This window comes from Stutzerimonas balearica DSM 6083 (assembly GCF_000818015.1).
Taxonomy (GTDB): domain Bacteria; phylum Pseudomonadota; class Gammaproteobacteria; order Pseudomonadales; family Pseudomonadaceae; genus Stutzerimonas; species Stutzerimonas balearica.
This window is the reverse complement of record NZ_CP007511.1, coordinates 2,160,165-2,186,905: the sequence shown is the minus strand read 5'-3', so window position 1 is coordinate 2,186,905 and position 26,741 is coordinate 2,160,165. Positions and strand designations below refer to the sequence as shown.

The 26,741-nt window shown below is 66.7% G+C and carries 22 protein-coding genes; 7 read left to right on the top strand and 15 right to left on the bottom strand.

All coding sequences use genetic code 11. The features are described from left to right. Positions 1 to 185: 185 nt before the first annotated feature. Positions 186 to 2,138 (bottom strand): DNA topoisomerase III, encoded by a 1,953-nt coding sequence (locus CL52_RS09915; RefSeq protein WP_043220266.1) that lies wholly within the window; start codon positions 2,136 to 2,138, stop codon positions 186 to 188. A gap of 207 nt (positions 2,139 to 2,345) precedes the next feature. On the opposite strand from CL52_RS09915, the gene CL52_RS09910 reads away from it, so the two are divergent. After that, positions 2,346 to 2,717 carry a YgaP family membrane protein gene (locus CL52_RS09910; protein ID WP_043220263.1) on the top strand — a complete coding sequence of 124 codons (372 nt, stop codon included), beginning with the start codon at positions 2,346 to 2,348 and terminating at the stop codon, positions 2,715 to 2,717. Here CL52_RS09910 and CL52_RS09905 read toward each other — a convergent pair whose 3' ends face one another. The 5 genes from CL52_RS09905 to CL52_RS09885 all read right to left on the bottom strand — a co-directional run bounded on the left by CL52_RS09905 (position 2,718) and on the right by CL52_RS09885 (position 8,403). Continuing rightward, the gene (locus CL52_RS09905; RefSeq protein ID WP_043220261.1) at positions 2,718 to 3,869 is read right to left on the bottom strand and encodes an acyl-CoA dehydrogenase family protein; all 1,152 of its coding nucleotides are present in this window, start codon (positions 3,867 to 3,869) and stop codon (positions 2,718 to 2,720) included. It lies immediately after the preceding gene. Positions 3,870 to 3,933: 64 nt separating this feature from the next. Next, positions 3,934 to 5,025 (bottom strand): enoyl-CoA hydratase/isomerase family protein, encoded by a 1,092-nt coding sequence (locus tag CL52_RS09900; RefSeq protein ID WP_041105532.1) that lies wholly within the window; start codon positions 5,023 to 5,025, stop codon positions 3,934 to 3,936. After that, positions 5,018 to 5,917, bottom strand: coding sequence for a 3-hydroxyisobutyrate dehydrogenase (mmsB, locus tag CL52_RS09895; RefSeq protein ID WP_041105531.1), 900 nt, complete (start codon positions 5,915 to 5,917; stop codon positions 5,018 to 5,020). Before mmsB ends, CL52_RS09900 begins: the two co-directional genes overlap by 8 nt. 164 nt (positions 5,918 to 6,081) lie before the next feature. After that, complete coding sequence (locus tag CL52_RS09890) at positions 6,082 to 6,855, bottom strand: enoyl-CoA hydratase (RefSeq protein WP_041105530.1); 774 nt, start codon at positions 6,853 to 6,855, stop codon at positions 6,082 to 6,084. 42 nt (positions 6,856 to 6,897) lie between these two features. Then, positions 6,898 to 8,403 (bottom strand): CoA-acylating methylmalonate-semialdehyde dehydrogenase, encoded by a 1,506-nt coding sequence (locus CL52_RS09885; RefSeq protein WP_041105529.1) that lies wholly within the window; start codon positions 8,401 to 8,403, stop codon positions 6,898 to 6,900. A gap of 143 nt (positions 8,404 to 8,546) precedes the next feature. Between CL52_RS09885 and CL52_RS09880 the strand changes: the two genes are divergently transcribed. Next, positions 8,547 to 9,473, top strand: coding sequence for a LysR family transcriptional regulator (locus tag CL52_RS09880; RefSeq protein WP_043220259.1), 927 nt, complete (start codon positions 8,547 to 8,549; stop codon positions 9,471 to 9,473). Here the strand turns inward: CL52_RS09880 and CL52_RS09875 are convergent. The 3 genes from CL52_RS09875 to CL52_RS09865 form a co-directional block, all read right to left on the bottom strand. After that, the gene (locus tag CL52_RS09875) at positions 9,446 to 10,177 is read right to left on the bottom strand and encodes a hypothetical protein (protein ID WP_249345531.1); all 732 of its coding nucleotides are present in this window, start codon (positions 10,175 to 10,177) and stop codon (positions 9,446 to 9,448) included. The two genes, CL52_RS09880 and CL52_RS09875, sit on opposite strands and share 28 nt — an antisense overlap. Positions 10,178 to 10,279: 102 nt before the next feature. Next, positions 10,280 to 13,384, bottom strand: coding sequence for a transglycosylase domain-containing protein (locus CL52_RS09870; RefSeq protein ID WP_082041983.1), 3,105 nt, complete (start codon positions 13,382 to 13,384; stop codon positions 10,280 to 10,282). A gap of 130 nt (positions 13,385 to 13,514) precedes the next feature. Then, entirely contained in the window at positions 13,515 to 13,742 is a 228-nt protein-coding gene (locus tag CL52_RS09865; RefSeq protein ID WP_043220256.1) for a DUF3079 domain-containing protein, read from the bottom strand. A 307-nt stretch (positions 13,743 to 14,049) separates the two neighbouring features. Here CL52_RS09865 and CL52_RS09860 point away from each other — a divergent pair, with 307 nt between their 5' ends. The 5 genes from CL52_RS09860 (at position 14,050) to CL52_RS09840 (ending at position 20,873) form a co-directional block, all read left to right on the top strand. Next, on the top strand, positions 14,050 to 15,588 hold the full coding sequence (locus CL52_RS09860; RefSeq protein WP_043220254.1) for an MBOAT family O-acyltransferase: 1,539 nt from the start codon (positions 14,050 to 14,052) through the stop codon (positions 15,586 to 15,588). A 33-nt stretch (positions 15,589 to 15,621) separates the two neighbouring features. After that, positions 15,622 to 17,526: an HAD-IIIC family phosphatase gene (locus CL52_RS09855; RefSeq protein WP_043220251.1), complete on the top strand. Its 1,905-nt coding sequence runs from the start codon at positions 15,622 to 15,624 to the stop codon at positions 17,524 to 17,526. Next, positions 17,523 to 17,771: an acyl carrier protein gene (locus CL52_RS09850; RefSeq protein WP_041105524.1), complete on the top strand. Its 249-nt coding sequence runs from the start codon at positions 17,523 to 17,525 to the stop codon at positions 17,769 to 17,771. The genes CL52_RS09855 and CL52_RS09850 overlap by 4 nt, the downstream gene beginning before the upstream one ends. Before the next feature lie 3 nt (positions 17,772 to 17,774). Then, a complete protein-coding gene (locus CL52_RS09845; RefSeq protein WP_043220249.1) occupies positions 17,775 to 18,806 on the top strand; it encodes a hypothetical protein in 1,032 nt (343 codons plus the stop codon). A 120-nt stretch (positions 18,807 to 18,926) separates the two neighbouring features. After that, positions 18,927 to 20,873, top strand: coding sequence for a UvrD-helicase domain-containing protein (locus CL52_RS09840; protein ID WP_043220245.1), 1,947 nt, complete (start codon positions 18,927 to 18,929; stop codon positions 20,871 to 20,873). A 7-nt stretch (positions 20,874 to 20,880) separates the two neighbouring features. Here the strand turns inward: CL52_RS09840 and CL52_RS09835 are convergent, their stop codons facing one another. The 6 genes from CL52_RS09835 to nirD form a co-directional block, all read right to left on the bottom strand. After that, positions 20,881 to 21,639, bottom strand: coding sequence for an SIR2 family NAD-dependent protein deacylase (locus tag CL52_RS09835; RefSeq protein ID WP_041105522.1), 759 nt, complete (start codon positions 21,637 to 21,639; stop codon positions 20,881 to 20,883). A 97-nt stretch (positions 21,640 to 21,736) separates the two neighbouring features. Beyond that, a complete protein-coding gene (locus CL52_RS09830) occupies positions 21,737 to 23,053 on the bottom strand; it encodes an oxygen-independent coproporphyrinogen III oxidase (RefSeq protein WP_063613247.1) in 1,317 nt (438 codons plus the stop codon). 152 nt (positions 23,054 to 23,205) lie between these two features. Beyond that, complete coding sequence (locus CL52_RS09825) at positions 23,206 to 23,520, bottom strand: c-type cytochrome (RefSeq protein WP_041105521.1); 315 nt, start codon at positions 23,518 to 23,520, stop codon at positions 23,206 to 23,208. A gap of 186 nt (positions 23,521 to 23,706) precedes the next feature. Beyond that, a complete protein-coding gene (locus tag CL52_RS09820; RefSeq protein WP_043220243.1) occupies positions 23,707 to 25,425 on the bottom strand; it encodes a bifunctional protein-serine/threonine kinase/phosphatase in 1,719 nt (572 codons plus the stop codon). 55 nt (positions 25,426 to 25,480) lie between these two features. Then, positions 25,481 to 26,293 carry a formate/nitrite transporter family protein gene (locus CL52_RS09815; RefSeq protein ID WP_043220241.1) on the bottom strand — a complete coding sequence of 271 codons (813 nt, stop codon included), beginning with the start codon at positions 26,291 to 26,293 and terminating at the stop codon, positions 25,481 to 25,483. Positions 26,294 to 26,354: 61 nt separating this feature from the next. Further along, on the bottom strand, positions 26,355 to 26,741 hold the full coding sequence (gene nirD, locus CL52_RS09810; RefSeq protein WP_041105518.1) for a nitrite reductase small subunit NirD: 387 nt from the start codon (positions 26,739 to 26,741) through the stop codon (positions 26,355 to 26,357).

The following is a 26,741-nucleotide window of genomic DNA, read 5'->3' as shown; positions in this document are numbered from 1 at the left end:
GTGCGGGGTGCAACAGGGGCCGATGGTGGAAAAGGATCCCGTAGCGCCAGCCGGCGCTGATCCGGAGGGTGGGCAACGGTGCAGCCTTGCCCACCGCAAGCCCTGCCGGCCAAACCATTGCCCCGTTCCCCTACCTGACGCCGGGTCGTCCAACGCTCGAGTAGCAGGCACGTTATGCACGCCCCTCACTTCGGTGCGGCGCGCTTCCTGCCCTTGGCACCCGTTGCCTTCGTGGAGGTACCCGGCTTGCCGTAGCGCGGGCGCTTGCCACCCTTGCGCCTGGCGGGCGTGCCGATGGCGGGGCCGCTGATGCTCAGCTGCAGCCCTGCGCAGCGTTCCACCAGCTTGCTCATCCAGGCGGACTGCTTTGCAACGAATTCGTCCAGCGGCATTTCACCGGCCTGGACCATGTCCAGTGCCTGCTCCCAGATCGCTGTGGTGCCCGGATCGGCGATCGGCCGCGGCACGGCGTCGATCAGGCTGAACGCGGCGGGTGTAGCCGCCAGCGCCTTGCCTTGGCGGGTCAGATAGCCACGCTCGAGCAGGCCCTGAATGATCCCGGCGCGCGTCGCTTCGGTGCCGATGCCGGTCGTGTCCTTGAGTTTCTGCTTGAGGCGCGGATCTTCGACCAGGCGGGCGACGTTCTTCATCGCCTGGATCAGGTCGCCCTCGGTGTAAGGCTTGGGCGGCTGGGTGAACTGATCCTTGAGGGCTACCGCGGGCACGTTGCAGGTCTGCCCGCGAACGAGCCTCGGCAGCACCTGGGCAGTAGGCGCCGGGCGCGGGCCGGCCGCAGCCAGCGCCTCGGGCAGCGCGCGTTTCCAGCCCGGCTCGATCACCTGCTTGCCTACTGCCCGCAGTGCGTGGCCGGCGCAGTCCAGCTCGGCCTGGGTCCGGTCGTACTCGTGCGGCGGCAGGAACTGCGCCAGGTAGCGTGCGCGGATCAACGTATAGACGGCGCGCTGCTTGCCGCTCAGGCGGGCCAGGGCCCCGGCCGCTGCGGTGGGAATGATGCCGTGGTGCGCGCCTACCTTGGCATCGTTCCAGGCGCGCGACTTGCGGCTGGGCAGCAGGTGGGGGCGCAAGGCGGCGAGCACCGGGTCCGCCTGTTCCAGCGCGGCAAGGATGGTGGGCGCTTCGCCATGCTGGCTGAGTGGCAGATAGCCACAGTCGCTGCGTGGATAGGTGATGAGCTTGTACGTTTCGTAAAGCGCCTGGGCGATATCGAGGGTTTCCTGCGCGCCCAGCCCGAGCTTTTTCGAACAAACCGATTGCAGCGTGCCCAGGTCGAAGGGCAGCGGCGCGGCCTCGCGCTGGCGTTCGGTCTTGATCTCCCTGACCTGTGCCAGAGCCGCCAAGCGCATGGCTTCGGCAGCCTCTGCGGCGAGCGCCTGGTTCAGACAGCGGCCCTGATCGTCGCAAACTGCTTCGGGCGCGATCCAGTCGGCCTTGAAGGTTTCGCCGTCGGCTTGCAACGTCGCTTCGATTCCCCAGAACGGCATCGGCACGAACGCGGCGATGGCGCGGTCACGATCGACCACCAGGCGCAGCGTGGGCGTTTGCACACGGCCAACCGTGAGCACGCCCTGGTAGCCGCTGCGGCGGCCGAGCAGGGTGAACAGCCGGCTCATGTTCATGCCGATCAACCAATCGGCGCGCGAGCGTCCCAACGCCGCCTGATACAGGTTGAAGGTTTCGGCGCCGGGCTTCAGTGCGGCCAATGCCTTGCGGATCGAGGCCTCATCGAGCGCCGACAGCCACAGACGCTGAATCGGCCCACGGTAGCGGCAGTGCTCGACCAGCTCACGGGCAATCATTTCGCCTTCGCGGTCGGCATCGGTGGCGATCACCAGTTCGGCACATTCGCCGAGCAGGCGCTTCACCGCCTTGTACTGGCTTGCCGTCTTGCCCTTGATCTGCAGCTTCCAGCGCTGCGGCACGATTGGCAGGTCGGCCAGCGCCCAGCGTTTGTAGCGGCCGTCATAGGCGTCCGGCGGTGCCGTTTCGAGCAAGTGGCCGATGCACCAGGTCACGGTGACGTCACTACCGATCCAACAGCCCTCACCGCGGCGCCGCGCGCCGAGCACCTGGGCGATGTCCTTGGCCTGGGAGGGCTTTTCGCAGAGAAACAGACGCATGCTTGGCGGGCCGCAGGGATGACTGGCACAGCATGGCGGGCCCGTCGAGATCAGGCAATGTTTTTATGTATGGATATACAGCTTGTGCGGCCGCCGTTACCCGCCGACGAAAGCCTGGGGCACAGAAGTCGCGTCGTCGGCTGGACCGGAACGGCTTGGGGTTCACGCAGTCAGCTATAAGGACCGAAAACACACGAGGTGACCACCATGAACCGCCTGTACGACAAGAACGCACCGCAAAACGTCCACGGCTGGGAGCGTACCGCTTCGGTGGCCGGCGGTGTGATGCTGCTGGCCAAGGGCCTGCGCCGCGGCGGCCTGTTCGGCCTGGTGGAGCTGGCCCTAGGTGGCATGGCGCTGGCTCGCGGCGTAACCGGGCGTTGCGAGGCCAAGCGCATGTTGACCGAGCATGAGGCCAGTGGCGCTCGGCATGACCACAAGGGCCATTTTCCGCCGGAGCGCTACGCCCACATGCCGCTGGATTCGGAAGTGCACAGCCCGGATTTCCAGGCCCCCGACGTGCAAATCCCCGACGCTACGCCGATGGGCCACGAGTCGCGCCGCGGCCCGGCGGTGTAACTACAGCGAATAGCTGGCCAGCTCGCGGGCGATCAGCAGGCGCTGGATCTCGCTGGAGCCCTCGTAGATCTGCGTGATGCGGGCGTCGCGGTAGTAGCGCTCGACCGGGTAGTCCTCCAGGTAGCCGTAGCCGCCATGGATCTGGATCGCCTGCGAGCAGACCTTTTCGGCCATCTCCGAAACAAACAGCTTGGCCTGTGAGGCTTCGGAAAGGCAGGGCAGCCCCGCCGACTTGAGCCGCGCTGCATGCAGAATGAGCAGGCGCGCGGCGTTGAGCTGTGTCTGCATGTCGGCGAGCAGATTGGCGATGCTCTGGTGCTCGGCGATCGGCTTGCCGAACTGTACCCGGTCACGGGCATAGCGCAGGGCTGCTTCGAACGCCGCGCGGGCGATACCCAGTGCCTGCGCGCCGATGCCGATGCGCCCGCCCTCGAGGTTCGACAGGGCAATGGCCAGGCCCTTGCCGCGCTCGCCCAGCAGGTTCGCTTCGGGCACCCGGCAGTCGGTCAGCGCCAGGGCACAGGTGTCGGAGGCACGAATACCCATCTTGTGCTCGCTGCGTTCGACCACGAAGCCGGGCGTGTCGGTCGGCACCAGGAAGGCCGAAAGGCCCTTCTTACCAAGGTCCGGATCGGTCACCGCGAACACGATCGCCAGCTTCGCGCGCTTGGCGTTGCTGCAGAATTGCTTGGCGCCGTTGAGCACCCAGTGGCCGTCCACCCGTTCGGCGCGGGTGCGCAGGTTGTGCGCTTCGGAGCCGGCCTGGGGTTCGGTCAGGGCAAAGCAGCCGATAGCGCGCCCGCTGGCCAGCTCGGCGAGCCACTCGTCCTTTTGCGCCTGGGAACCGTACTTGAGTACCGGGCCGCAACCCACGGAATTGTGAATGCTCATCAACGCGCCCACGGCACCATCGCCGGCAGAGATTTCCTCCACCGCCAGCGCATAGGCGACGTAGTCGACGTAGCTGCCGCCCCATTGTTCCGGGACGACCATGCCCAACAGGCCGAGCTCGCCCATCTGGGCGACCAGTGCGTCGTCGATCCAGCCGGCCTTTTCCCACGCCTGGGCGTGCGGAGCGATCTCGCGACGGGCGAAGTCGCGGGCCATGTCGCGGATCATGCGCTGGTCTTCGGTGAGTTCGAGGTCGTTCATCGCAGGGTTCTCTTTATCGTTGTTCAGGCCGGGGCGGGCGGTCGATAACCGCCGCCCGCCGGCGTCAGGCCGTGGCGGTTCGCCGCGAGCGGGTGGCCGGCTTGAAGTCGGCGAAGAAGCTCTGAACCTGCTCGGTGGTGACTTCGGACAGTTGCGGCGGGTTCCAGCGTGGGCTCTTGTCCTTGTCGATGATCAGCGCGCGCACGCCTTCCATGATGTCGCCGCGGGCGAACCACTGCCGATCCAGATGCAGCTCCAGCGCAAAGCAGTCGGCCAGCGCCAGTTCGCGGCCGCGCCTGAGCATGGCGAGGGTGACGCTCATGGCCAGCGGCGAGCGGCTGTCGAGCACCTTGACGGTCTCCCGTGCCCAGTCCTCGAACTCGGGCCGCCGCTCGGCGGCCAGCGATGCGCGAATCGCCTGAACGTCGGCGTGCGCGAAGTGCTCGTCGATCGCCTGGCGCACCGCCTTGAGCTCGGAGCCCGGCAGATCTCGGGTGGCCAACGACCCGACCAGTGTCTGGAGCGCTTCGCGGGGATGCACTGACCAGCTCATGCGGTCCAGGCAGCGGTCGAGCTCGGCGATCTGCTCATGGCTGATGCACCAGTCAGCCAGCCCCGTGTAGAGCGCATCGGCCGCACGAATCGGCAGGCCGGTCACACCCATGTAAGTGCCCAGCTCGCCGGGCAGACGCGAGAGGAAATAGCTGCCGCCGACGTCAGGGAAGTAGCCGATGCCGACCTCGGGCATGCCCATGCGCGCACGCTCGCTGATCACCCGCAGCGCCGCACCCTGGACCAGGCCCATGCCGCCACCGAGGACGAAGCCGTCCATCAGCGCCAGCAGGGGCTTGGGATAGGCATGGATGTACTGATCGAGCGCATATTCCTCCTCGAAAAAGGTCTCGTGCTCGGTATCGCCACGCTTGAAGCTGTCGTACAGCGAGCGGATGTCACCGCCGGCGCAGAACGCCTTCTCGCCGTTGGCGCGCAGCACCACGGCGTTAATCGACGGGTCGGCGGCCCAGGCGCGCAACTGCTCGTCGAGCAGGCGCACCATCTCCAGATTGACGGCGTTGAGCCCGGCGGGGCGGTTCAGCGTGAGGTGGCCGACGTGGTTGCGTACGGCTGCCAGCACGGGGCGTTCGGCTTCACTCATGGGGAGAATCCTTGCGGTACTGATTGATGATCGCGGAAAAATCCAGCGCGCCGTGCCCCCCGGCGCTGAAGGCCTGGTACAGCTGCTGCGCGACCGCGCCGAGCACGACCGGCTGGCGCGCCAGGCGTGCGGCCTCGGTGGCCAGGCCCAGGTCCTTGAGCATCAGGTCGGTGCCGAAGCCGCCGCTGTAGCCGCGCGAAGCGGGGGCGTTGTCCAGCACGCCGGGAAAGGGGTTGTAGGTGTCCGAACTCCAGCAGCGGCCGCTGGAGGTATTGATGACGCCGGCCAGGGTCTTGGCGTCCATGCCCAGCGCGACGCCCAGTGCCATCGCCTCGGCGACGCCGATCATGGAGATGCCCAACAGCATGTTGTTGGCGACCTTGGCCACCTGGCCGTTGCCGGTATCGCCGCAATGGATGATGTTCTTGCCCATCGCCTCGAGGATCGGCCGTGCGCGCTCGAAGTGCTCACGGCTGCCACCGACCATGAACGTCAGGGTGCCGGCTGCGGCGCCGCCCGTGCCACCGGAGACCGGCGCATCGAGCATCGGGTTGCCGTGCTGTGCGGCCACGGCGGCGACGTCACGCGCGCTGTGCGGGTCGATCGTCGAGCTGTCGATCAGCAATACGCCGGGGCGCACGTTCTGGATCAGCCCGTCGTCGCCCAAATAGACGCTGCGCACATGGGGCGCGGCGGGCAGCATGGTGATGATGACGTCGGCGTTGCCGCGCGCGATGGCGGTCGGCGACTCGGCCGGCAGTGCTCCGGCCTGCGCCAGCGCCTCCATGACCTGGGTATTCAGGTCGAACACGCTGAGCGTGTAGCCAGCCTTGAGCAGGTTGCGCGCCATTGGCGCGCCCATGTTGCCTAATCCGATGAATCCGATATGCATGGCTCGTTCCTTTTGCAGCCCATCCGAAAGTTACCGCGCCAGGCGCTGCGGCGTTGAAATCCCCTCGAAAGCTCATTCACGACTTGTAAACTCCGCTTCCTCGGGCGATTTCGCCTGGCATAGCCGTCGCTCGCGACGCTTTCGAACGGCCTGTTGAATGTGGCTCAGCGGTTCTTGAAGTCCGGCTTGCGCTTTTCGGCGAACGCCGCCATGCCTTCCTTCTGGTCGGCCGTGGCGAACACCGCATGGAACACGCGACGCTCGAAGCGAATACCTTCGGCCAGCGTGGTCTCGAAGGCGCGGTTGACGCTTTCCTTGACCATCATGGTGGCCGGCAGCGACTTCTCGGCGATCACCCGGGCGGCCTTCAGGGTTTCCTCCAGCAGGCTTTCCTGCGGGAAGATGCGTGCCACCAGGCCGGCGCGCTCGGCTTCTTCGGCGTCCATCTGACGCCCGGTCAGGCACAGGTCCATGGCCTTGGCCTTGCCCACGGCGCGGGTCAGTCGTTGAGTGCCGCCGATGCCCGGCAGCACGCCGAGGTTGATCTCCGGCTGGCCGAAGCGGGCGTTTTCGGCGGCGAAGATCATGTCGCACAACAGCGCCAGCTCGCAGCCGCCACCCAGTGCATAGCCGGCCACCGCGGCGATCAGCGGTTTGCGCCGGTTGGCGATGCGATCGGCTTCGGCGAAGAAATCGTCGAGGTAGATCTGCGGGTAGCTGAGCTCGGCCATTTCCTTGATGTCGGCACCGGCGGCGAAGGCCTTGGCCGAGCCGGTCAGCACGATGCAGCCGACCTCAGGGTTGGCTTCGAGCTGGCCGAGCGCGCTGTTCAGCTCGCTGATCAGCTGGCTGTTCAGCGCATTGAGTGCCTGCGGGCGGTTCAGGGTGATCAGCGCAACGCGGTCCTGGATGTCGACGAGCAGGGTTTCGAATGTCATGGGGCTTCCTTCGGGCCGGCCCGCTGGCCGGCCCCGTGTGGGTTACTTGAGGTTGATGGTGGTGTTGACCGTGGAGCCGACCGCCTCTTCGTCGAACCAGCGTTCGGTGACGGTCTTGGTCTGGGTGTAGAACTGCACCACCTGCTTGCCGTAGGGGCCGAGGTCGCCGAGCTTCGACGCACGCGAGCCGGTAAAGGAGAACATCGGCACCGGCACCGGAATCGGTACGTTGATGCCCACCTGACCGACGTCGATCTCTTCCTGGAAGTGCCGCGCCGCGGCGCCCGAACGGGTGAAGATGGCGGTGCCGTTGCCGTTGGGGTTGGCATTGATCAGCTCGATGGCTTCGTCCATGGTCGCCGCGCCCATCACGCAGAGCACCGGGCCGAAGATTTCCTCGCGGTAGATGCTCATCTCGGCCTTCACGCCGGAGAAGATCGTCGGCGCGACGAAGTTGCCTTTCTCGTAGCCGCTCACCTGCGGGTTGCGACCGTCGAGCTCGAGGGTTGCGCCTTCGGCAACGCCACGCTCGATCAGCCCGCTGACGCGATCCAGCGCCGCGCAGGACACCAGCGGGCCGAGGTCGGCACCCGGCTCGGTGCCGGCGCTGAGTTTCAGCGACTTGGCCTTGGCGACCAGGTCGGGAATCCACTGCTGCGCCTCGCCGACCAGCACCACCACCGACAGCGCCATGCAGCGCTGGCCGGCCGCGCCGAAGGCCGCTCCGGCGATGGCGTTGAGGCTCTGCTCCTTGTGCGCATCGGGCAGCACGATGGCGTGGTTCTTCGCGCCCATCATGCACTGCACGCGCTTGCCCGCCTGGGAGGCGCGGTTATAGACGTGGGTGCCGACCCTGGTCGAGCCGACGAAGGAGACGGCCTTGATGTCCGGATGGTCGCAGATCGCGTTCACCACGTCCGGCCCACCGTGCACCACGTTGAGCACGCCCGGCGGCACGCCGGCTTCGAGCGCCAGTTCGCATAGCCGCATGGTGACCATCGGGTCCTGTTCGGAGGGCTTGAGCACGAAGGTGTTACCGGTGGCGATGGCCATGGGGAACATCCACAGCGGGATCATTGCCGGGAAGTTGAACGGGGTGATGCCGGCACAGACGCCCAGCGGCTGCAGCAGGGTGTAGGTATCCACCCCGCTGGCGACGTTGTTGGCCAGCTCGCCGAGCTGCAGGTTGCCGATGCCGGCGGCATGCTCGACCACTTCCAGGCCGCGGAACACGTCGCCTTCGGCATCGGCCAGGGTCTTGCCCTGCTCGGCGGTGAGCATCGCCGCCAGCTCTTTCATGTGCTCGCGGATCAGCTGCTGGTACTTGAGGAAGATGCGCGCACGGGCACCGATCGGTGTCTTGCGCCAGGTCTTGAAGGCCGTCTTGGCACTGGCCACGGCGCGATCGACTTCCTCGGCGGTGGCGAAGGGAACCTGCGCGAGGATTTCCTGCGTGGCCGGGTTGATCACGTCGCGCCACTGCTTGCTGTTGGACTCGATGAGCTGACCGTCGATGAGCAGTTTGACGGTGGGGATGCTGCCGGTCATGGGACCTCCGCGTGGTTTGTTGTTGTTCTTGTCGCCCGGCGAACCGCGGCGAGGGTGCTGACTTGATCCTAGCTGCGAAAATTCTCATTACAATGCGGCTGGCTGCAGAGTCGCTCTGCAAAAATGCACAGCCGGAGGGCCGTATGGACTGGGACAACCTGCGTTATTTTCTCGAAGTCGCGCGCGCCGGGCGGCTGACATCCGCGGCGCGGCGCTTGAACGTTGACCACACCACGGTATCGCGCAGGCTGCAGGCGCTGGAAAAAAGCATGGGCATGCAGCTGTTCGTGCGTGAGCCCGGCGGCTATCGGCTCACCGAGGCAGGGCGCAACCTGCTGCCCCGGGTCGAGGCGATGGAAAGTGCCAGCGTCGCCATCCAGCAGTCGCTACCTGATCTGGATCACGGTCTCTCCGGCCAGGTGCGTATCGGCGCGACCGAGGGTTATGGCTCGGTGATGCTTGCCGGGCAGCTGGCCGGGCTGGGCCGGCGCCACCCGCATCTGAACATCGACCTGCTGGCGCTACCGCGCGCGGTGCAGCTGTCACGCCACGAGGCGGATATCGTCATCACGCTTGAACGCCCCGAGCGCGGGCCATTCATCATCACCCGGCTGACCGATTACCTGCTGCGCCTGTACGCGGCACCGAGCTACCTCGACGAGCACCCGCCGATCACCGCGCGCGACGACCTGCAGCGCCACCGCTTCGTCAGCTATGTCGATGACCTGCTGTTTTCCCGCGAGTTGCTGTTTCTCGACGGGTTGGTCGACAGCCGCACCGTAGCGCTGCGCAGTACCAGCGTCCTGGCGCAGCAGGAGGCGGTTGCCGCCGGCGCCGGTATCGCCATCCTGCCGGCCTTCACCGCTGACGCCGACCCGCGCTTGCAGGTGCTGCTGCCCGAGCAGGTCAGCTTCACCCGAACCTTCTGGATGCTGATGCCGATCGAATTCAAGGACGTGGCCCGCATGCGCACCACCTGGGACTTCCTCAAGGAGATGGCGCAGACGCACCAGGCGCGTCTGCTCGGCCAGGCCGCCGACGCCTACAACCCGAGCAGCACCAGCGCGTAGCCCGCCACGCCAAGCACGAAGGCGCTGAAGCGGCTCTCCCGCTCGGCCGGCAGTTCCTCCTTGAGCACGTTGAGGATGACGCCGCCGGCGAGCAGGGCGATCCAGGCGGAAATCGCCAGATCGGATATCTCGATCACCAAGCCCAGCGCCCAGCCCAGCAGCAGCGCCCCGGCCAGCAGCCAGCGGCCCTTGCGGTCGTAGCGTTGCCGATGGTCGGCCTGCAGGCCGAAGTCGTTGACCACGAAATGCATCGCCATCGCCAGCGTGAACCAGGCCAAGCTGCCGAGGCCGGGCTCCTCGCGGTGCAGCAGCAGGTAGCCGGTGAGCATGTTGTAGGCGGCAAAACTGCTGATATGTACCCAGAACACACCGGCACTCGGTGGGCCGCCGGTGGCCATCCGGCGACGGTGCTCCTTGGCCAGGCGTTCGACACCGTAGAAACCGACCAGCCCGGCGAGTGCCAGCAGGTACGCGTGGCCCTCGAAGAAGGCGAGCACGCCGCGGGTGCGCTCATCCATCAGGCGCTGCCCCTTGGCGATCTCCGGCAGCAGGTGAAGGAACACGTACGACACCGCGACGCCACCGGCGAACGACAGCCAGCGGCTGCGCGGCGTACGGTCAAGGAAGCGCAGCCTGACGCAGAGCAGATGAACCGAGGCAAGCATCAGTGCGGCAAGAAAGCTGGCGATTAAGGTTGCAGACATGGCTCGAATGCGTCGGCCCACCACGCGGGCGTGGGCCGAATCGATGAATGTCTTTCTTTGAAGTCGCTGCCGTCGATACGTTCAGGCGGCGCATGTCCGGTGCTAGCGAGCGGTCGCGGCCTCCGCCATCTGCAGGCGCGGCGTGCACCGGGTGTGTGCGCCATTGGCGAGGTAGGGCGCCAGGATCGGCGCCATGCCCTTGAGCACCTGCACCGGCAGCGCCGAGGTGAAGCGGAAGCTGTCTGCTGCCCGGCCAGGCACGTAGGCCGTGAGGGTACCGAAGTGATCGGGGCCCAGGTAGAACACGAAGGTCGCGGTGCGGTTCATCGCCAGCGAGCTGATCAACCGGCCACCGGCGCCGACCGTGTCGATGCGGTTGTCGCCGGTACCGGTCTTGCCGCCGACCGGCAGCGTGCTGCCATCCTCGCGCACAAAGGTGCCCTGCAGGCGCCGCGCCGTTCCTCCCTCGACCACCAGCGCCAGGGCTTCGCGCAGGGTAGCGGCGACTTCGCTGGGCAGCACGCGCTCGCCGGCGCCACCGGCCAGGCGCAAGCGGGTTTCGTAGGGCGTCTGCGCAGCGAAGTCCAGACTGTCGATCCGCACGCTCGGCAGCCGCACGCCATCGTTGAGGATGATGCCCATCAGCTCGGCCAGTGCAGCCGGACGGTCACCCGAGCTGCCCAGCGCGGTGGCCAGGGAGGGCACCAGGCTGCCGAAGGGGTAGCCCAGGCGCTGCCAGCGGCGATGGATGTCGGTGCAGGCTTCGACCTCGAGCATGATGCGGATGCGGCTGTCGCGAGCGCTCTTGTGCCGGCTGCGGAACAGCCAACCGTAGACCTCCTGGCGTTCGGCGCGACTGGCGGCAACCACCTCGGACAGGCTCGCCTCCGGGTGTGCCGTCAGGTAGCCGAGCAGCCAGAGATCGAGCGGGTGCGTGCGGGCGATGTAGGCCTGGTCCGGCAGGCTGAACTGGCCGGGGCCATAGCGGGTATAGAGCTCGTCGAGCTTCTTCTCGCTGAGCCTGGCCTCCGGCAGCCGGTTGGCCAGGAATGCCGCAAAGGTCGTGCGGTCGGCGTCGGGCATGAGGTAGCGGTGCACCGCCGCGAGGCGTACCGGCGTGGGTCGCATGCCCTGCAGAAAGGTCTCGATGCGCTCGCGCTCGCTCTGCCCGCGGTACTTGCGCCAGAACCGCTGGAGGAACACCGAGCCTTCGCGGTCGGCGAAGCGCGTCAGGTATTCCAGCCGGCGCGGGTCCTTGTCGTTCTTCAGCAGTTCGGCGCTGTTGATCTCTTCGTAGGTGCTGAAATTCACCAGGTCGCGCATCAGCCGCACGAAGGGCAGGTTGATCGATTCGCGCAGGGCCTCGCGTACCGTCGGGATGCGGTGGTCGTCTTCCCGGCGGAAGTTGTTGAAGTGGTGCAGGCCGGCGCCGGTAAAGAAGCGCTCGGCCGGGCTCGCCGAATAGCGCCGCTCCATCGCCGCATCGAGCATCCTCGCCAGGCTACGGTCGCTGGTCTGCGCCAGGTAGGCGACGGCCCAGCGACCGAGCGTGGTGCGAGTCTGCGTCGCGCGCAGTTCGGCGCTGCTCAGGCTGGCGTAACGCGCGTGCAGCTCGGCGATCACCTCGAGATAGGTGGTCAGCACGCGCAGCTTGGCAGTGGAGCCCAGCTCCAGCTTGCTGCCCTCGTTGATGTCGAACGGCTGATTGGTGTTGTCGGTCTGCACGCGTACGCGGAAGCCCCCTCCGGCACGCTCGAACAAGGTGAAGCTGTAGCGTACGTCGGCGGTTTTCTCCGGCGAGAGCATGCGATCGCCAAACAACCCGACCTGCTCGGCGAAGGCCGGATCGGCCAGTTTCAGCAGGTAGTCGCTGATCTGCTCCTGCAGCGCCCCCTGCAACGGCGTGGTCGCCGTGAGGTCGAGCCGATCCAGGTCATAGAGCGGCAGGTTCAGCAGACCGGCCAGGCGCGTGCGCGCCACGCTGATGCCCTTGCTGGCTTCCACCGGGCGGATCGCCGGTTCACGGTCCATATCACGAAAGCTCACCTGCTGACGCAGCGCCGTGTCGCGCAAGGCGGTATCGATCACGCCGCCCCCGGCGAGCAGGCGCAAATGGCTGTCGGCCAGGCCGGCGAGTTCCTCCCGGCCGGCGCCGAGATAGTAAGAAGGCCGGCGCTGGGCGATCAGCAGCGAGAGTACCTGGCGCAGCGCGAGCCCGCGCGCCGCGTCATCCTCCGCCTGGCTCGAGGCGAGCAGACGATTGACCTCGTCGAAATCGGCGCCGAACCAGACACGCAGGCCATCGGCAATGCCATGGATTTCGCCATGCCCCGGTGCCGCCGACAGCGGCACGCTGTTGAGGTAGTCACGCAGGATGCGCTGGCGCGCCGCCAGTGTCAGCGGGCCGTCCAGGTAGGCGCGCACACTGGCCGAGACCATCTGCCGCAGCTTTTCCTGCGGGTCGCCGGTGCGGCCCTCGGGCGAATGGCGATATTTCTCGACCTGGGTGGCGAGCGTGGAACCGCCGGCGGCCTGTCCGGGCAGGCCGAGGCCGCTCTCCAGCTGGCTCAGCGCGGCCTTGGAGAAACGCGGCCAATCGACGGCGGGGTTGGCATGTGGCCGCTGCAGATCGAGCAGGCCGCGGTCTTCGATGAACAGCAGGCTGAGCGAGACAAGCGGGGGAATGTCTTCGAAGCGGGCGTAGAACTGGTGCGGGTAGCGGTTGGCGTACAAGGGTTCGCCGCGACAGTCGTGGATCGTCAGGCCAACCTGCGATCGCTCGGCATAGGGCACGAAGAAGCCGTGGTCGGCGTAGTTCAGCAGGGCGGGCGAAAAGCGCGCCTGGGCCTGGACCTCGTAGCCGCGCTCGGTCAGCCGGGCGATGTGATCGGGCAGGGCGACGTAGCCGAGGCGGCGGTCGAACGGTCCTTCTTCGGGGAAGCGAATGGCGTCGCTCGGCCCCGGCTCGAGGGCATAGGTCAGCGTCGCGGCGTAACGGCTGAGCCAGCGGGCCTGGATCTTCGAGGTCTGCATCTCGTGCCAACCGGCGTAAGCGAACGCCACGAGCAGAAACAGCCCGAGCGACCAGCCGAGCCGCCGTGCAGTCCGCCGGCGGCGCCTGCGCCGTTTGTCCGAATCTGAAGAGGGCTCAGGAGCGCGTGTCGAACGCCCTTCCGCCGAAGTGGAGGACCGCCATACTGCGCCCATTTCACCGTGCCTGGCTGTCTGTGAATCTAACGACAAGCCTAGCCGTTCGGCGGCGCGGCGTTTGTACCGCTAGACGAACGGAACGGCGCAGGCGATTGGCCAGCGGAGCAGGGCAGAGGCGCTTGGTGACTCAGTGCGAGCGCGCGATCAGCTCGGCGGCAGGCCGGGTCGACTTGTCTTCGGGGACTTCGATGTTCCAGTCGCCGATCTCGTACCAATCCTCGCCCAGCATTTCGGCCGGGTGCATCGTGCGGCTCGAGCCATTGCCGCAGCCCAGCGAATCGGCCGGGCAGTAACGGTCACAGCCCCAGCAGATGCGTTCCGGGTGCGGTGGGTTGAGCGGGAACTTCTTGGCCATGACGGGCGGCCTCCGGCGGGATCCGAGGGGGAGCTTCAGGCTACGCGTCACGCCCCCGGACAGACTTGATCACGCTCAAGTCCAGAGGCCGTTTCGGCCCTCTCGTCGGGTGGTGGAACGACGTTACTGACAAATATCAAGCGCTCGTCGAGGGCCTGAAACTTTCTCTCACACTTCCCTGTCACTTTCTGGGTCGGTGGTGACTGCACGGTTCAGGCCCCGATACGGGCTGAGCCCCGTTGCGGAATTGGTCCAGGCTCCCTTGGAGCCGGTGTCGGTCACATGGAAACCCGGGGGAGTCAGGAAGATGCTCTTCAATTCTGCAGTGTTCATCGGCGTGTTCCTGCCGATCGTGCTTCTCGGCTTCATTCTCCTGGCCGGCAGCGGACGGCAGCGTGCGGCGGCGGTGTGGCTGGTGCTCGCCTCGCTGGTGTTCTACGGCTGGTGGAACCCGCTGTACGTGCCCTTGCTGGGCGCAAGCCTGGTCTTCAACTACCTGCTCGGCGGCTTTCTGGTACGCCGGCCGTCGCGTGCGGTGCTGGTGTTCGGTGTGGCGGCCAACGTACTGCTGCTCGGCTATTTCAAGTACACCGGCTTTCTCTTCGGCACGCTGGATTCGGTGTTCGAATTCAGCTGGCAGATCGAGGACATCCTCCTGCCGCTGGCCATTTCCTTCTTCACCTTCCAGCAGATCGCCTACCTGGTCGACGCACACGATGGCGAGGTGCAGGAGCATGACTTCGTCAACTACTGCCTGTTCATCACCTTCTTCCCGCAGCTGATCGCCGGCCCCATCACCCACCACGGCGAGATGCTCGAGCAGTTCAACAATCGCACCACCTTCCGCCCGCGGGTCGATTTCATCGCGCTGGGCGCCACGGTGTTTCTGCTCGGGCTGTTCAAGAAGGTGGCGATCGCCGATACGCTCGGGCAAAAGGCGACTCCCATCTTCGAGGTGGCGGCCAGCGGCGCGATTCCATCGTTCTACGATGCCTGGACCGGGGCGCTGACCTACACGCTGCAGATCTACTTCGACTTTTCCGGCTACAGCGACATGGCCATCGGCCTGGCGCTGCTGTTCGGCGTGCGCCTGCCGATGAATTTCAACAGCCCGTTCAAGGCACGCAACGTCATCGAATACTGGTCGCGCTGGCACATGACGCTGACGCGCTTCCTGACCGCCTATATCTACAACCCCATCGTGCTGCGAGTGACGCGCGCGCGCATGGCCGCCGGCAAGCCACAGCCGCGGCGGGGCAAGATGACCCTCGGCACCTTTCTCGCACTGGTCGCCTACCCGACGGTGTTCACCATGTTCGTCTCCGGCGTCTGGCATGGCGCAGGCTGGCAATTCGTGGTGTTCGGCCTGCTGCACGGCTTTTACCTGGTGGTCGCGCATGGCTGGCGCGCCTACAAGGTGCGCCAGGGCTGGAAGGTCGATAGCGACAACCCGCTGCATCAGGTCGTTGCGGTGCTGTTGACCTTTGGCTGCGTGGTGGTCGCCATGGTGTTCTTCCGCTCGGCAGATGTGCCGGCCGCGCTCGCCGTGCTCAGCGGCATGCTCGGGCTCAGCCCGGAAACCACCCGGATGGACCGCTCGGACTTCGCCATGATCGGCGCGCTGCTGCTGTTCGTCTGGAGCATGCCGAACGTCGAGCAGTGGATGGGCCACTTCCGCACGGCGCTGAACTTCCGCGCCGAGGGCCACTGGCTCGAACGTCTGGTGCCGGCTGCCTGGTGGCGCCCGGCACCGGCCATTGGCGTAGCGGTCGGGGTGCTCGGCTTCTTCGGCCTGGCGATCGCCTTTTCGGTTGCGCCGACCGAGTTTCTCTACTTCCAGTTCTGACGACTGGCTTCAGCCACCCCTACAGGAGCTCGCATGGAACAGCTGCTCTGGTTACCGCCGCACGCCGATATGGGCGCTGCGATCAGCCAAGCCAAACAGGAAACCGACCCCCTCGCGCGGTTGCAGCAGGCCGCGCGGCTGGCCGGCTACCGCCGCGATTTCACCCAGACGGCCAAGCTCGACCGGCTCGCCGCCGCGGGCCTGCAGGGGCCGGCGCCACAGGGCTTCACGCCGCTGCGCATCGCCTTGCTGTCGTCGCACACCGTCGATCACCTGCTGCCGGCGATTCGCGTGGCCGGGCTGCAGCGGCGGCTGGCGCTTTCCCTGTTCGTCACACCCTATGGCCTCTACCGGCAGGCGCTGCTGCTCGACGACCCGCAACTGGCCGATTTCGCGCCCCAGCTGGTGGTGCTGGCGCTGGATGCGCGCGATGCGCCGCTGCAACTGCCGCTGACCAGCGGCCGCGAGGAGGTCGACGCGGCGATCGCCGCGCGGGTTGACGAGCTGCGCGGCCTGTGGCGCCGGGCGCATGAACGCTTCGCCGCGCAGGTGGTGCAGCAGACGCTGGTACCGGTCGATCCGCCGCTGTTCGGCTCGTTCGAGGCGCAGGTCCCCGCCGCGCCATTTGCCCTGGTGCAGCGGCTGAACGAGGCGATTCGCATGGCCGCGCGGGAAGAGGGCGTGCTGCTGCTCGATCTGGCCTGGCACGCGGCCGACGGCAGCTACGGCAACGGCCTGGCCGACCCGGCGCGCTGGCATCAGGCCAAGCAGCTGGTCAGCCCGGAAATGGCGCCGCTGTATGGCGACCATCTGGCGCGGGTGGCTGCGGCCAGCGTCGGGCTTTCGCGCAAATGCCTGGTGCTCGACCTGGACAACACCTTGTGGGGCGGCGTGATCGGCGATGATGGCCTGGAGGGCATCAAGCTCGGCGCCGGCAGCCCGAGCGGCGAAGCCTATGTCGCGTTTCAGCGCTACGCGGCGCTGCTCGCCCAGCGCGGGGTGATTCTTGCCGTGTGCAGCAAGAACGATGCGCACGTCGCCGAAGCCGCCTTCGAGCACGTGGAAATGGCGCTCCGACGCCGCGACATCGCGGCCTTCGTCGCCAACTGGGAAGACAAGGCCGGCAACCTCAGACGCATCGCCGCAATGCTCGACATCGGTCTGGACAGCCTGGTCTTCGTCGACGACAACCCCGCCGAGCGCGACATCGTGCGCCGCGAGTTGCCCGAAGTGGCGGTGCCGGAGCTGCCCGACGATGTCGCCGACTACCCGGCGCGGATTGCCGCGGCCGGCTATTTCGAGGCGGTGTCGTTCACCGCGGACGATTCGGCGCGGGCGCAGAGTTACGCCGCCAACGCCGAACGCAAGCAGGCGCTGAACCAGGCCACCGACATGGAGGGTTACCTGCGCGGCCTGGAAATGGTCCTCACCGCCACATCCATCGGCCCGGCCGAGCTGGCGCGCGCGACTCAGCTGGTGAACAAGACCAACCAGTTCAACCTCACCACCCGGCGCTACGGCGAAGCCGAAGTGCAGCGCCTGGCCGAAGATCCGGCGGCGGTAACGCTGGCGATCCGCCTGCGCGACAAGTTCGGCGACAACGGCCTGATCAGCGTCGTGCTGGCCGCTCCGCACGAGGCGCTGGCCGCTGACGAGCTGTTGATCGACAGCTGGCTGATGAGCTGCCGGGTACTCGGCCGGCAGGTCGAGGAGGCCGTGTTGCAGGTGCTCGCCGAGGCCGCGCGCGCGCGTGGCTACGCGGCGCTGGTCGGTGAATACCGGCCCGCCGAACGCAACGGCATGGTCGCCGAACACTACCCGCGGCTCGGCTTCGCGTCGCATCCCCACCCACTCGGTGCCGGCGATGACGCCACCTTCTGGCGCCTTTCGCTGGCCGAGTCGATTCAACCCCGCCATTTCATCGAGGTGCAGGCATGAACGAAAAGGACATTCTCAACGCGCTTACCGAGGTGTTTCGCGACGTGTTCGATGACGACGACATCGTGCTCACACCCGACACCACGGCAAACGACATCGACGGCTGGGACAGCCAGACGCATGTGCTGCTGATCGTGGCCGCCGAGCAGCGCTTCGGCGTCAAGTTCCGCACCGCCGAGCTCGAGTCACTGAAGAACGTCGGCCACTTCGCCGAACTGATCCGCGCCAAGCTCGACAGGGGGTAAATCATGGCAAGCGCCGCCGAGGTTCCCAAGGGAAAGGGGGTCGCACAACCGGCGCAGGGCGCCGCATCGGGCATACCGGCCAGCTACCTGGGAGCGCTGATTGCCGGCGCGCTGGGCGCGCTGGGCGGTTTTGCGCTGCTGCTGGCGCTGCTGAACAACACCGGCAACCTGCCGCCACCGGCGTTTTCCAACAGCCTGTGCGTGGACGAGAAGTTGAGCTTTCTGCGTGAGCGCCCGGTTTATGCACCCGATCTGCTGGTAGTCGGTTCGTCGGTCGCCTGGCGCCACGTCGACAGCAGCGTGTTCAAGGCCCAGTCGCTGGCAACACAACCGCTGAATGCGGGTTTCTGCGGCCTGCACGCGAACCAGAGCGCATACGTCGCCAACTGGCTGCTCGACCGCGAGCCGACCATTCGCCTGGTCGTGATGGTGGTCGATCCGATCGATTTCGCAGGCTGCTGGCGCGTACCGGATGCGGTCTTCAATCGGCAGGACGCCGATGCCTACGTCTACGGCCAGGTCTCGCCTTGGGCCTATTACCTGCGGTACTTCGACCCGCGCTCGCTGCTGCGCAACTCGCTGACGGTCAAGGACCAGCGTGCCAACCTGATCGAGTGGGACCCGCTGGTGTTCAGTCGTTTCGGCGATGGGCCGCTCGAGCCGCAGGGTGACCGCGGGCTGTTCTACGGCAAGCCCGAGGCGCTGGATGCGGGCTGCTTCAAGGCGCTCGCCGGGCTGGCCGGGCGGCTAGAGAGCGAAGGGCGCAAGCTGCTGGTCGTCTCCACCCCGCTGCATCCGGACTGGAAATCGACCTATGACCCGGACGGCAGCTTCGTTCGCGGCTTCGACAGGCGCCTGGAGCAGGCACTGGCGGGTACCGACGGGCGCTACTGGAACGCCGACCGTGAATGGTCGGCACCGGAAGACGGCTTCGTCGATGCGATCCACCTGCGCTGGAGCGCCGCCCAGCAGTTCTCGCTGGCTCTGGCCTCGCAGCTGCAAGTGGACGACCGCGACAAGGTCGCGGGCAACTGAGCAACGTTGAGCCGGCCGACATGGCGGGCGAATCGACCGGCTGGGCGACGGAGCGCCGCCCAGCCGAAAGGAAAAGCCGTACCATAGCCGGCCCCTTCGTCTCGGCTTGTTTGTGTGTTCATGTTGTCGACCGTCAGACGCTACAAGGCACTGGTTTCCGGTGCGCTTTCCCGCTGTTTTCCCCGCACCACGGCTTACCTGAAAAGCGAGGACGATGCGCTGTTCCGCCGCTGGCCCAAGGCGGCCGAAACGGGGGCGGGCAAGCGCGAAGCCACCGCCAAGCCGGGCGCGCCGCGCCGCAAAGGCAAGAAGGCGACAGCCGAGAAAAAGGCCGCAGCCGACAAACCTGGCGGTGGACGCGGCGCACGCCGTAGCGCAGGCATCTACCCGAGCCGGGCGCTGGAGGTCGCGCCAGGCCAGGTAGCGGCGATGCGCGAACGTGCCGCGCAGGCGGTACAGGCCGGGGTCATCTGCGCGCCGTCGGATGAGCAGTGGCGCATGATTCTCTGCGACAGCCCGCTGACGCGCATCTTCGCCGGCGCCGGATCGGGCAAGTCGACGACACTGGTGCTGCGGGTGGTGTTCATGCTCTGTCACCTGCAGGTGCCGGTCGAGCGCCTCACGGTGATTTCCTTTACCAATGCCTCTTGCGCGCAACTGCGCGAGCAGCTGATCCGCGTGTTGGCGTTCTGGGGGGCGCCCTTTGATGACGCGCAGGCGCGCCAGTGCGTGCGGACCTTTCATTCGGCCATGGCGCAGCTCGCCCGCGAGGTACTGGGCGAGCCGAGCTGGTTCGAGCAGATGGATGAGCGCGCACCGGGCGAGCCTGACAACCCGCTGGCCTCGGCGCGTCTGCGCAGCGCGCAGCAGCGCTTGCTGAAGCAGGTCTACCAGCGGCTCTACCGGGATGACGCGACCTTTCGCGAGCAGGTAGGGCGCTTGCTCGGGCAGGCACCCGTGGATGCCAAGGCGCCGATGGACACTTTGCGCCTGGCCGGGGAGTACCAGGCCAAGCCGTTGTTCGAGGCCTTGCACGCCCAGCTGGAGTTCTGCGAGAGCATCGCGCTGGATTTTGCCACCCTCGATACGCAGCGCTTGCCAGGCACACCCCGTGAGCAGGACTTCGTCGCGGCACTGGCGCGCTTTCGCGAGGCCTTCTACGCCACGCTCGAGAGCAAGGGCCTGACGACGTTCAACCGGGCCTTCGCGGCACTGACCGAGCGCCTGACGCAAGGCGCAGTCGCGGCGGCGCCGCTGCAGCGCTTTCAGCACCTGTTGATCGACGAGTTCCAGGATATTTCGCCGCAGATCGTGCGCTGGCTGCAGGCCTTGCATCGGGCTTTGGCGGGCAGCGAGGCGGTCAGCCTGATGGCGATCGGCGATGACTGGCAGTCAATCTATGGCTGGCGCGGCAGTTCGCCGGAGCTGTTCATCGACTTCGATCGCCACTTCCCGCGCAAGGGCTCGGCCAAGAGCACGGTGCTCAAGCTGGAAACCAACTATCGCTCCATCGAACCGGTGATACGCGACGCCGAGGCGCTGCTTGACGAGGTGCGGCTCAAGCAGGCCAAACGCAGCCGCGCCGGCCGTTCGATGCAGCCGGGCGACTACGGGGTGAAGCTGGTGAGCGGCTTCGACAGTCGTCGGCAGTTGCCCGCGCTGATCGAGGAGATCCAGCGGCAGTGCACGCATGTGGCATCGCGTACCGGCGCCGACCGCACCGCGGTGTTGTTGCTCAGCCGGCGTAACGAGCCGTTGCAGGCAATCCAGGGGCAGCTGCAGGCGTGCCCGCCGGTAAAGGCCATGACCATCCACCGGGCCAAGGGGCTGCAGGCCGAGGTCGCCATCATCGTCGACGATTGCCTACCGAGCGAACCGCACCCACTGCGCAATGCGCTGTACGCCGCCAGCGGATTCTTCGGTAACAGTTATGACGAGGCGATGGCCGACGAGGGCTTGCGCCTGGCCTATGTCGCCGTGACTCGCGGCGTCAGCCGGGTGCTCTGGTACACCGGCCGCGTGCAGGGCGCCACGCGCATCTTGCAGCAGCGCCAGGTTCGTACGTAAAGCGCCTTCAGCGACCGAACGCCTCCTCGAACAACTGCGGCAGAACTTCGCCCGCCGAACCGCCGAGCGCGTACTCGCGCTCGCTGTGGGTGACGTTCGGTTGCGGGTTGACGTGGATCACGGTGGCGCCGGCGCGCCAGGCGCGCTCGGGCATTTCCGCCGCGGGGTAGACCACGCCGGAGGTGCCGACGGAGATCAGCACGTCGCAATGCCGCGCAGCGGCAAAGGCATCGTCCAGCGCGCCGCCCGGCATGCTCTCGCCAAACCAGACCACGCCCGGGCGCAGCTTGCCATCGCAGTATTCGCAGCGCGGCGGCGGAAGGCGACGGCCTTCCTGCGGTTCGTCCGGCGGCGGCAAGGGCTTGCTCGGCTGCCGGCTGCAGACCACGCAACGCGGATGATGCAGGCTGCCGTGCAGGTGAATGACATCGCTGCTGCCGGCGCGCTCGTGCAGGTCGTCGACGTTCTGGGTAACCAGGGTCAGGCGCGGCACCTGCTGGACCAGCGCGGCAATCGCGCGGTGCGCAGCGTTGGGCTGTGCCTTCAGCACCTGCATGCGTCGCCATTCGTACCAGCCCCAGACCAGGGCAGGATCCTGCTCGTAGGCTTCGGGGGTGGCCAGTGTGGCCGCATCGAAACGCTGCCAGAGGCCGGTCAGCGAATCTCGAAAAGTAGGAATACCGCTTTCGGCGGAAACGCCCGCCCCGGTGAAGACCACCAGGTGGCGCGCGTTGCGCAGCGCGGCGAGTTGTGCAGACGGGATCAAGGTGAACTCCTGTGCGTTGTCCTAACGCCTGTGCCAGAGCTTACCGAGCAAAAAAAAGCAGCCTAGTCGACTAAAGGCTGCGACCGATGACCGCCGCCTATCGGTGGGTACCGCAACGACGCGGCTGGTCCGGTTTCGGCTGCGCGGCCAGGCCAGGAATCAGGGGCTGCACGAGGGCTTCGCAGAGGCCCGGTAGCAGCAGCTGGTGCTCCGGTGCCAGCATCAGGCCATGCGACGAAAGTTCGAGCACGGTCTCGCGCTGCAACTGCCGCAGCAACGGCCATGTGGCTGCGAACCATCGCTGCGCCTGGGCGCCGAAGCGTGCGTCCAGCGCCTGCAGATCGAGCCGCCCCTGGCAGATCAGGCCCTGGCAGATCGCCCGGCGCAAGCCGTCGACATGGGCGGCGTGCAGGCCGCGCCAGACCGGCAGCAGATCCTGCTGCAGCGCCTCGCGGTAGCGTGCCGGCTGCTGCAGGCACTGCACGTAGCAGTCGCCCAGGCGGCTGATGGCGCCGACGCCGAGGGACAGATGGTCGGTACCTTCCGGTGTCGTGCTGTAGCCCGCCACGTCATGCCGCAGGCTCTCGTTCTCCTGCGCCAGCGCGAGCTCGTCATGCGGCAGCACGAAGCAGCCCAGCCCGAGCAGGCGATAGCCGGCCGCTGTCAGCTGCTCCACGCCGTGGCGATGCATGTCCCGGGCGGCGCTGCGTGAAGCCAGGCCCAGGCGGGGCGAGGGCAGGCGCCCGGCGATGCTCAGTGAGCGGTAGTCGAACAGGCTGACGCGATCGGGCTGGAGTTCGATGATCGAGGCCAGCTTGCGCGCGAAGCTGCTGCCGGTCTGCCAGGAGCGGCCGTAGCCCAGGTCGACGTTGATTGCCTCGAACTGCAGGGCGCGTGCGGCTTCGAGCAGGCCGCGGATGCGCGCGGCGCTGCGGAAATACTCGACCGAGCCGCCGTCACCGGCATGCATGTCAGGCACACCGACGCTCAGCTGGCTGAAGCCAAGCGAGCGCAGCATGCCCACCAGCGGCCAGTCGGCATGCGCCAGTTCCACCTCGGCCAGGCAGACGGCGTGCTCGGAGAAGTGGAAACAGTCGCGCAGATGCGCAAGCAGTTCGGGCAGCGCACCGAGGCCAAGGCGCCCGGGGCGCAACCTGAGCTGCACCACGGGTTGCCGCGGGCCAAGATGGCAGGCGATCTGCCGGGTTTGCTGCACGACGCCGGCGAGGTCATCGACCTCGATCGACAGCGCCAGCGGGCGCTGAGCACGACGACTGTCACGCAGCGCGCGGAACAGATCCAGTGGGGAGAGGCGGTCGCGCAGATCGCCGGGGCCGGGATACCAGCAGGTCGCCTGGCGCGTCTGCCCGTATCGCTGCATCAAGCTGTCGTTCCAGCTGGCACGGCCAAGCATGGGAGCCTCCGGACGGCGCTTAGGGGGTGCTGCTATCTGTACACGGATTGTGCGAAGCGGTGTTGACCGGGGACAAGCCTGCGGTCATGGAAGAGAGGAGTGTGATGCGGTTGGAAAAGGAGGGCAGCGGAGCCTGCCCCCCCAGCAAGACCTCACTTGTGGCTCAGTACCCACTCGGCGAGGATCTTGGCTTCTTCTTCGGTTACAGCGTTCGGCGGCATGGGAACAGGACCCCAGACACCCTGGCTGCCGTTCTTGATCTTGCCGGCGAGCATCTCGACGGCGCCGTCCTGGCCAGCGTACTTGGCAGCGACCTCTTTGTAAGCAGGGCCGACCAGCTTGCTGTCGATCGCGTGGCAGGCCACGCATGCCTTGCTCTTGTACAGGCTCTCTCCGTCCTGGGCCAGCGCCGGTTGCAGGGCAAGCGCGCCGCCAAGGGCCAACAGCGAAATCACGGTTTTCTTCATGGTGTTTTCCTTGCTTCTTGTTAGGTCCCGCCACGACCAGGGCCGCGATGAGACGACCGATTCGTCAGTCTGACGACTGCAAAATCATGGGACATTCTCTATCAGGCTTCAGCTCAATTCCAATGAATAGCTCGCCAGGTTGATAGCAACTTCCTTGATTGAATTTCGTGATGCCCGAGGCGAGGTTCAGCGTACCAGCACCCAGCCCAGGGCGGTTGCCAGGATCAACGAGAGGCCCTGCCAGAATCGCAGCGGATTGCGCTCGAGCAACGGCGGGCGGCTGCGCGCCAGTAGTGCCGGGCCCGGTTCGCGCAGCTGGGTGACAAATTCCGACAGCGCCTCGAAACGGCGCGCGGGCTCCGGGTGCAAGGCCTTGGCCAGTACCTCATCCAGCCAGGCCGGCAGCTCGCTGTGCGCATCGCGCACCGAGCGATAGCGGAGCTTGAGCTGGGCCGCGCGACTGCGGGCTCTGGCGACCTCGCTGCCATAGGGCAACCGCCCGCTGAGCAGCTGGTAGGCGATCACCGCCAGCGAAAACTGATCCGAGCGCGGCGACCCCGGCTCGCCGAGCAGGTATTCCGGCGCGGTATAGGCGGCAGTGCCAGGCACCTGCTCAGCATGAGTGCCACTGATCTCCTCGAGCCCGGCGACGTGCGTCGAGCCAAAGTCGATGATCTTTACCGTGCCGTTACGGTCGATCATCAGATTTTGCGGGCGCACGTCCTGGTGCAGCATGTCCAGGCGGTGGAAGGCCTGCAGACCGCGGGCGATCTGCTCGACGATGCTGCGCACCGTCTCCAGATCCGGCTGCGGATGATCGACCATCCATTGCCAGAGCGTGCAGCCTTCGATGAAGTCGGTCACGGTGAACAGGTGCCGACGCGGCTGCGCAGGCAGGCGGCCGCGCGCCACATGCGGGTTATCGATGCGCCTGGCGATCCATTCCTCGGCCATGAAGCGCTCCAGATAGGCGCTGTCCTGGCGCTTTTCGAGCGACGGGATCTTCAGCGCGACCTGTTCGCCAGAGGCTTCGTCCTGCGCAAGGAAGACATGGCTGCGACTGCTGGTATGCAGCGCGCGGACGATGCGGTAGCCGTCGAGCGACATGCCGGCTTCCAGCATCGGTGGCAGAACGAGATCGGCAAGCTGCAACGGCAGTTCTTCGGCACCGTACGCGGGCAGGCGCTCGATGCGCACCAGTTGAGCGGTGAGGTTGTCGTCGCTGCCGGCGGCCAGCGCCTGCTCCACGAGCACCGCTGCGGCGCGCTGCAGGTCCTCGGCATGCGCGGTGATGAAGCCCGCCATCGCCGCGTCGCTCAAGTGCTCGTGAACGCCATCGGTGGTCAGCAGGAACAGGTCGCCTTCGGCCAGCGGCACGGCCTGGTAGTCGATTTCCAGATGTGCCTCGATGCCCAGGGCGCGGCCGAGGTAGCAGGTCTGTGCGCTGAGCTGCACGCGATGATCGCGGGTCAGTTGTTCCAGCGTGCCGCCGCGCAGGCGGTAGATCCGCGCATCGCCGACGTGGAACAGATGCGCGGTGGTGGACTTGAGCACCACCGCGCTGAAGGTGCACACGTAGCCACGGTCGCGCTCGTAACGATGGATGCTTTGCCGGGTTTGCGCGTGCAGCCAGGAATTGATGGCGACCAGCACCCGGCCGGCTGACTTCTTCACCGACCAGGCGTCGGACGTGCAGTAGTAGTCGGCGAGAAAACTGGCGACGCTGGTTTCCGCGGCGACGTGGCTCACCGCGCTGCTGCTGATGCCGTCGGCGATGGCGAGCGCAATGCCCTTGGTCGAACGCTGCGGCTCGTCCGGTATCAGGGCGCCGTGGAAATCCTGGTTGGTTGGCTTGCGACCCCGGTCCGAATGCTGGCCGAGGCTGATGGAGAGTCGTGGGTTCATGGCGTTCGCCAGACGGCCCGGCAGCGCGACGCCTGCCGGGCCGTCTGTTGGATGCTCAACCGAACGAGCGCTTGGCGGCGGTGCGCACGTGGGTGGCGTAGAGGGTCAGCCCGGTGAAGGCCAGGCCGCCGACGAGGTTACCGAGCGCCGTGGGGATCTCGTTCCAGATCATGTAGTCCATGACCGAGAAGTCGCCGCCCATGATCATCGCCGAGGGGAACAGGAACATGTTCACCACCGAGTGCTCGAAGCCCATGTAGAAGAACAGCATGATCGGCATCCACATGGCGATGACCTTGCCGCTGACGTTGGTGGAGATCATCGCGCCGACCACGCCCATCGAGACCATCCAGTTGCACAGCATCCCACGCAGGAAAATGGTCAGCCAGCCGGCCAGCCCGTACTCGGCATAGCCCAGGGTGCGCGCCTCGCCGATGTGCGAGATCTTCTCGCCGATCGGCCCCGGCTCGGTGGAAAAGCCCATGGTGAAGACGAACGCCATCATGAAGGCCACGGTAAGCGCGCCGGCGAAGTTGCCGACGAACACCAGCCCCCAGTTGCGCAGGATGCCCTGCACCGTGACGCCCGGGCGGCGGTCGAGCAGGGCCAGCGGGGTCAGCATGAACACGCCGGTGAGCAGGTCGAAGCCCATCAGATAGAGCATGACGAAGCCCACCGGGAAGAGCATCGCGCCGACCAGCGGCTGGCCGGTCTGCACGGTGATGGTCACGGCGAACACCGCGGCGAGGGCCAGGATGGCGCCGGCCATGAAGCCGCGGATCAGGGTGTCGCGGGTGGACATGAAGACTTTCGATTCACCGGCGTCCACCATCTTGGTGGCGAACTCGGAGGGGATGATGTAGGACATGGCGCTCTCTCTGTGTGGGCGGTGATGGCTTGGCTGGCGGTCTCTTGTTCGGGTGCGGCGGTCAGTTCACGGCGATCTGCACGGTGTCGCCGGCCAGCCGCACCGGCCAGACCTTGAGCTGCTGCTCGGGGTATTCCAGGCAGCGGCCATCGGCCAGGCGGAAGTGCTGCTTGTAGAGCGGCGAGGCGATCACCAGCTCACCACGGATCTGCCCGAGCAGGCCGCGGCCGATGACGTTGGCGCCGGACTTGGGGTCCTTGTTGGCGATGGCGAAGAGCTGCTCGCCGGCCTCGCTGTCGGGCAGGTGGAACAGCGCCACCTGCTGGCCGTCGACCCAGGCGACCACGCCGGAGTTGGCGACCAGGTCCTGGCGGGCGCACAGGTTTTGCCACTGCGCAGGAGCGGCGGAACGTGCGGTCTGGGAACGGGCTGCATTGGTCGGGGTCAT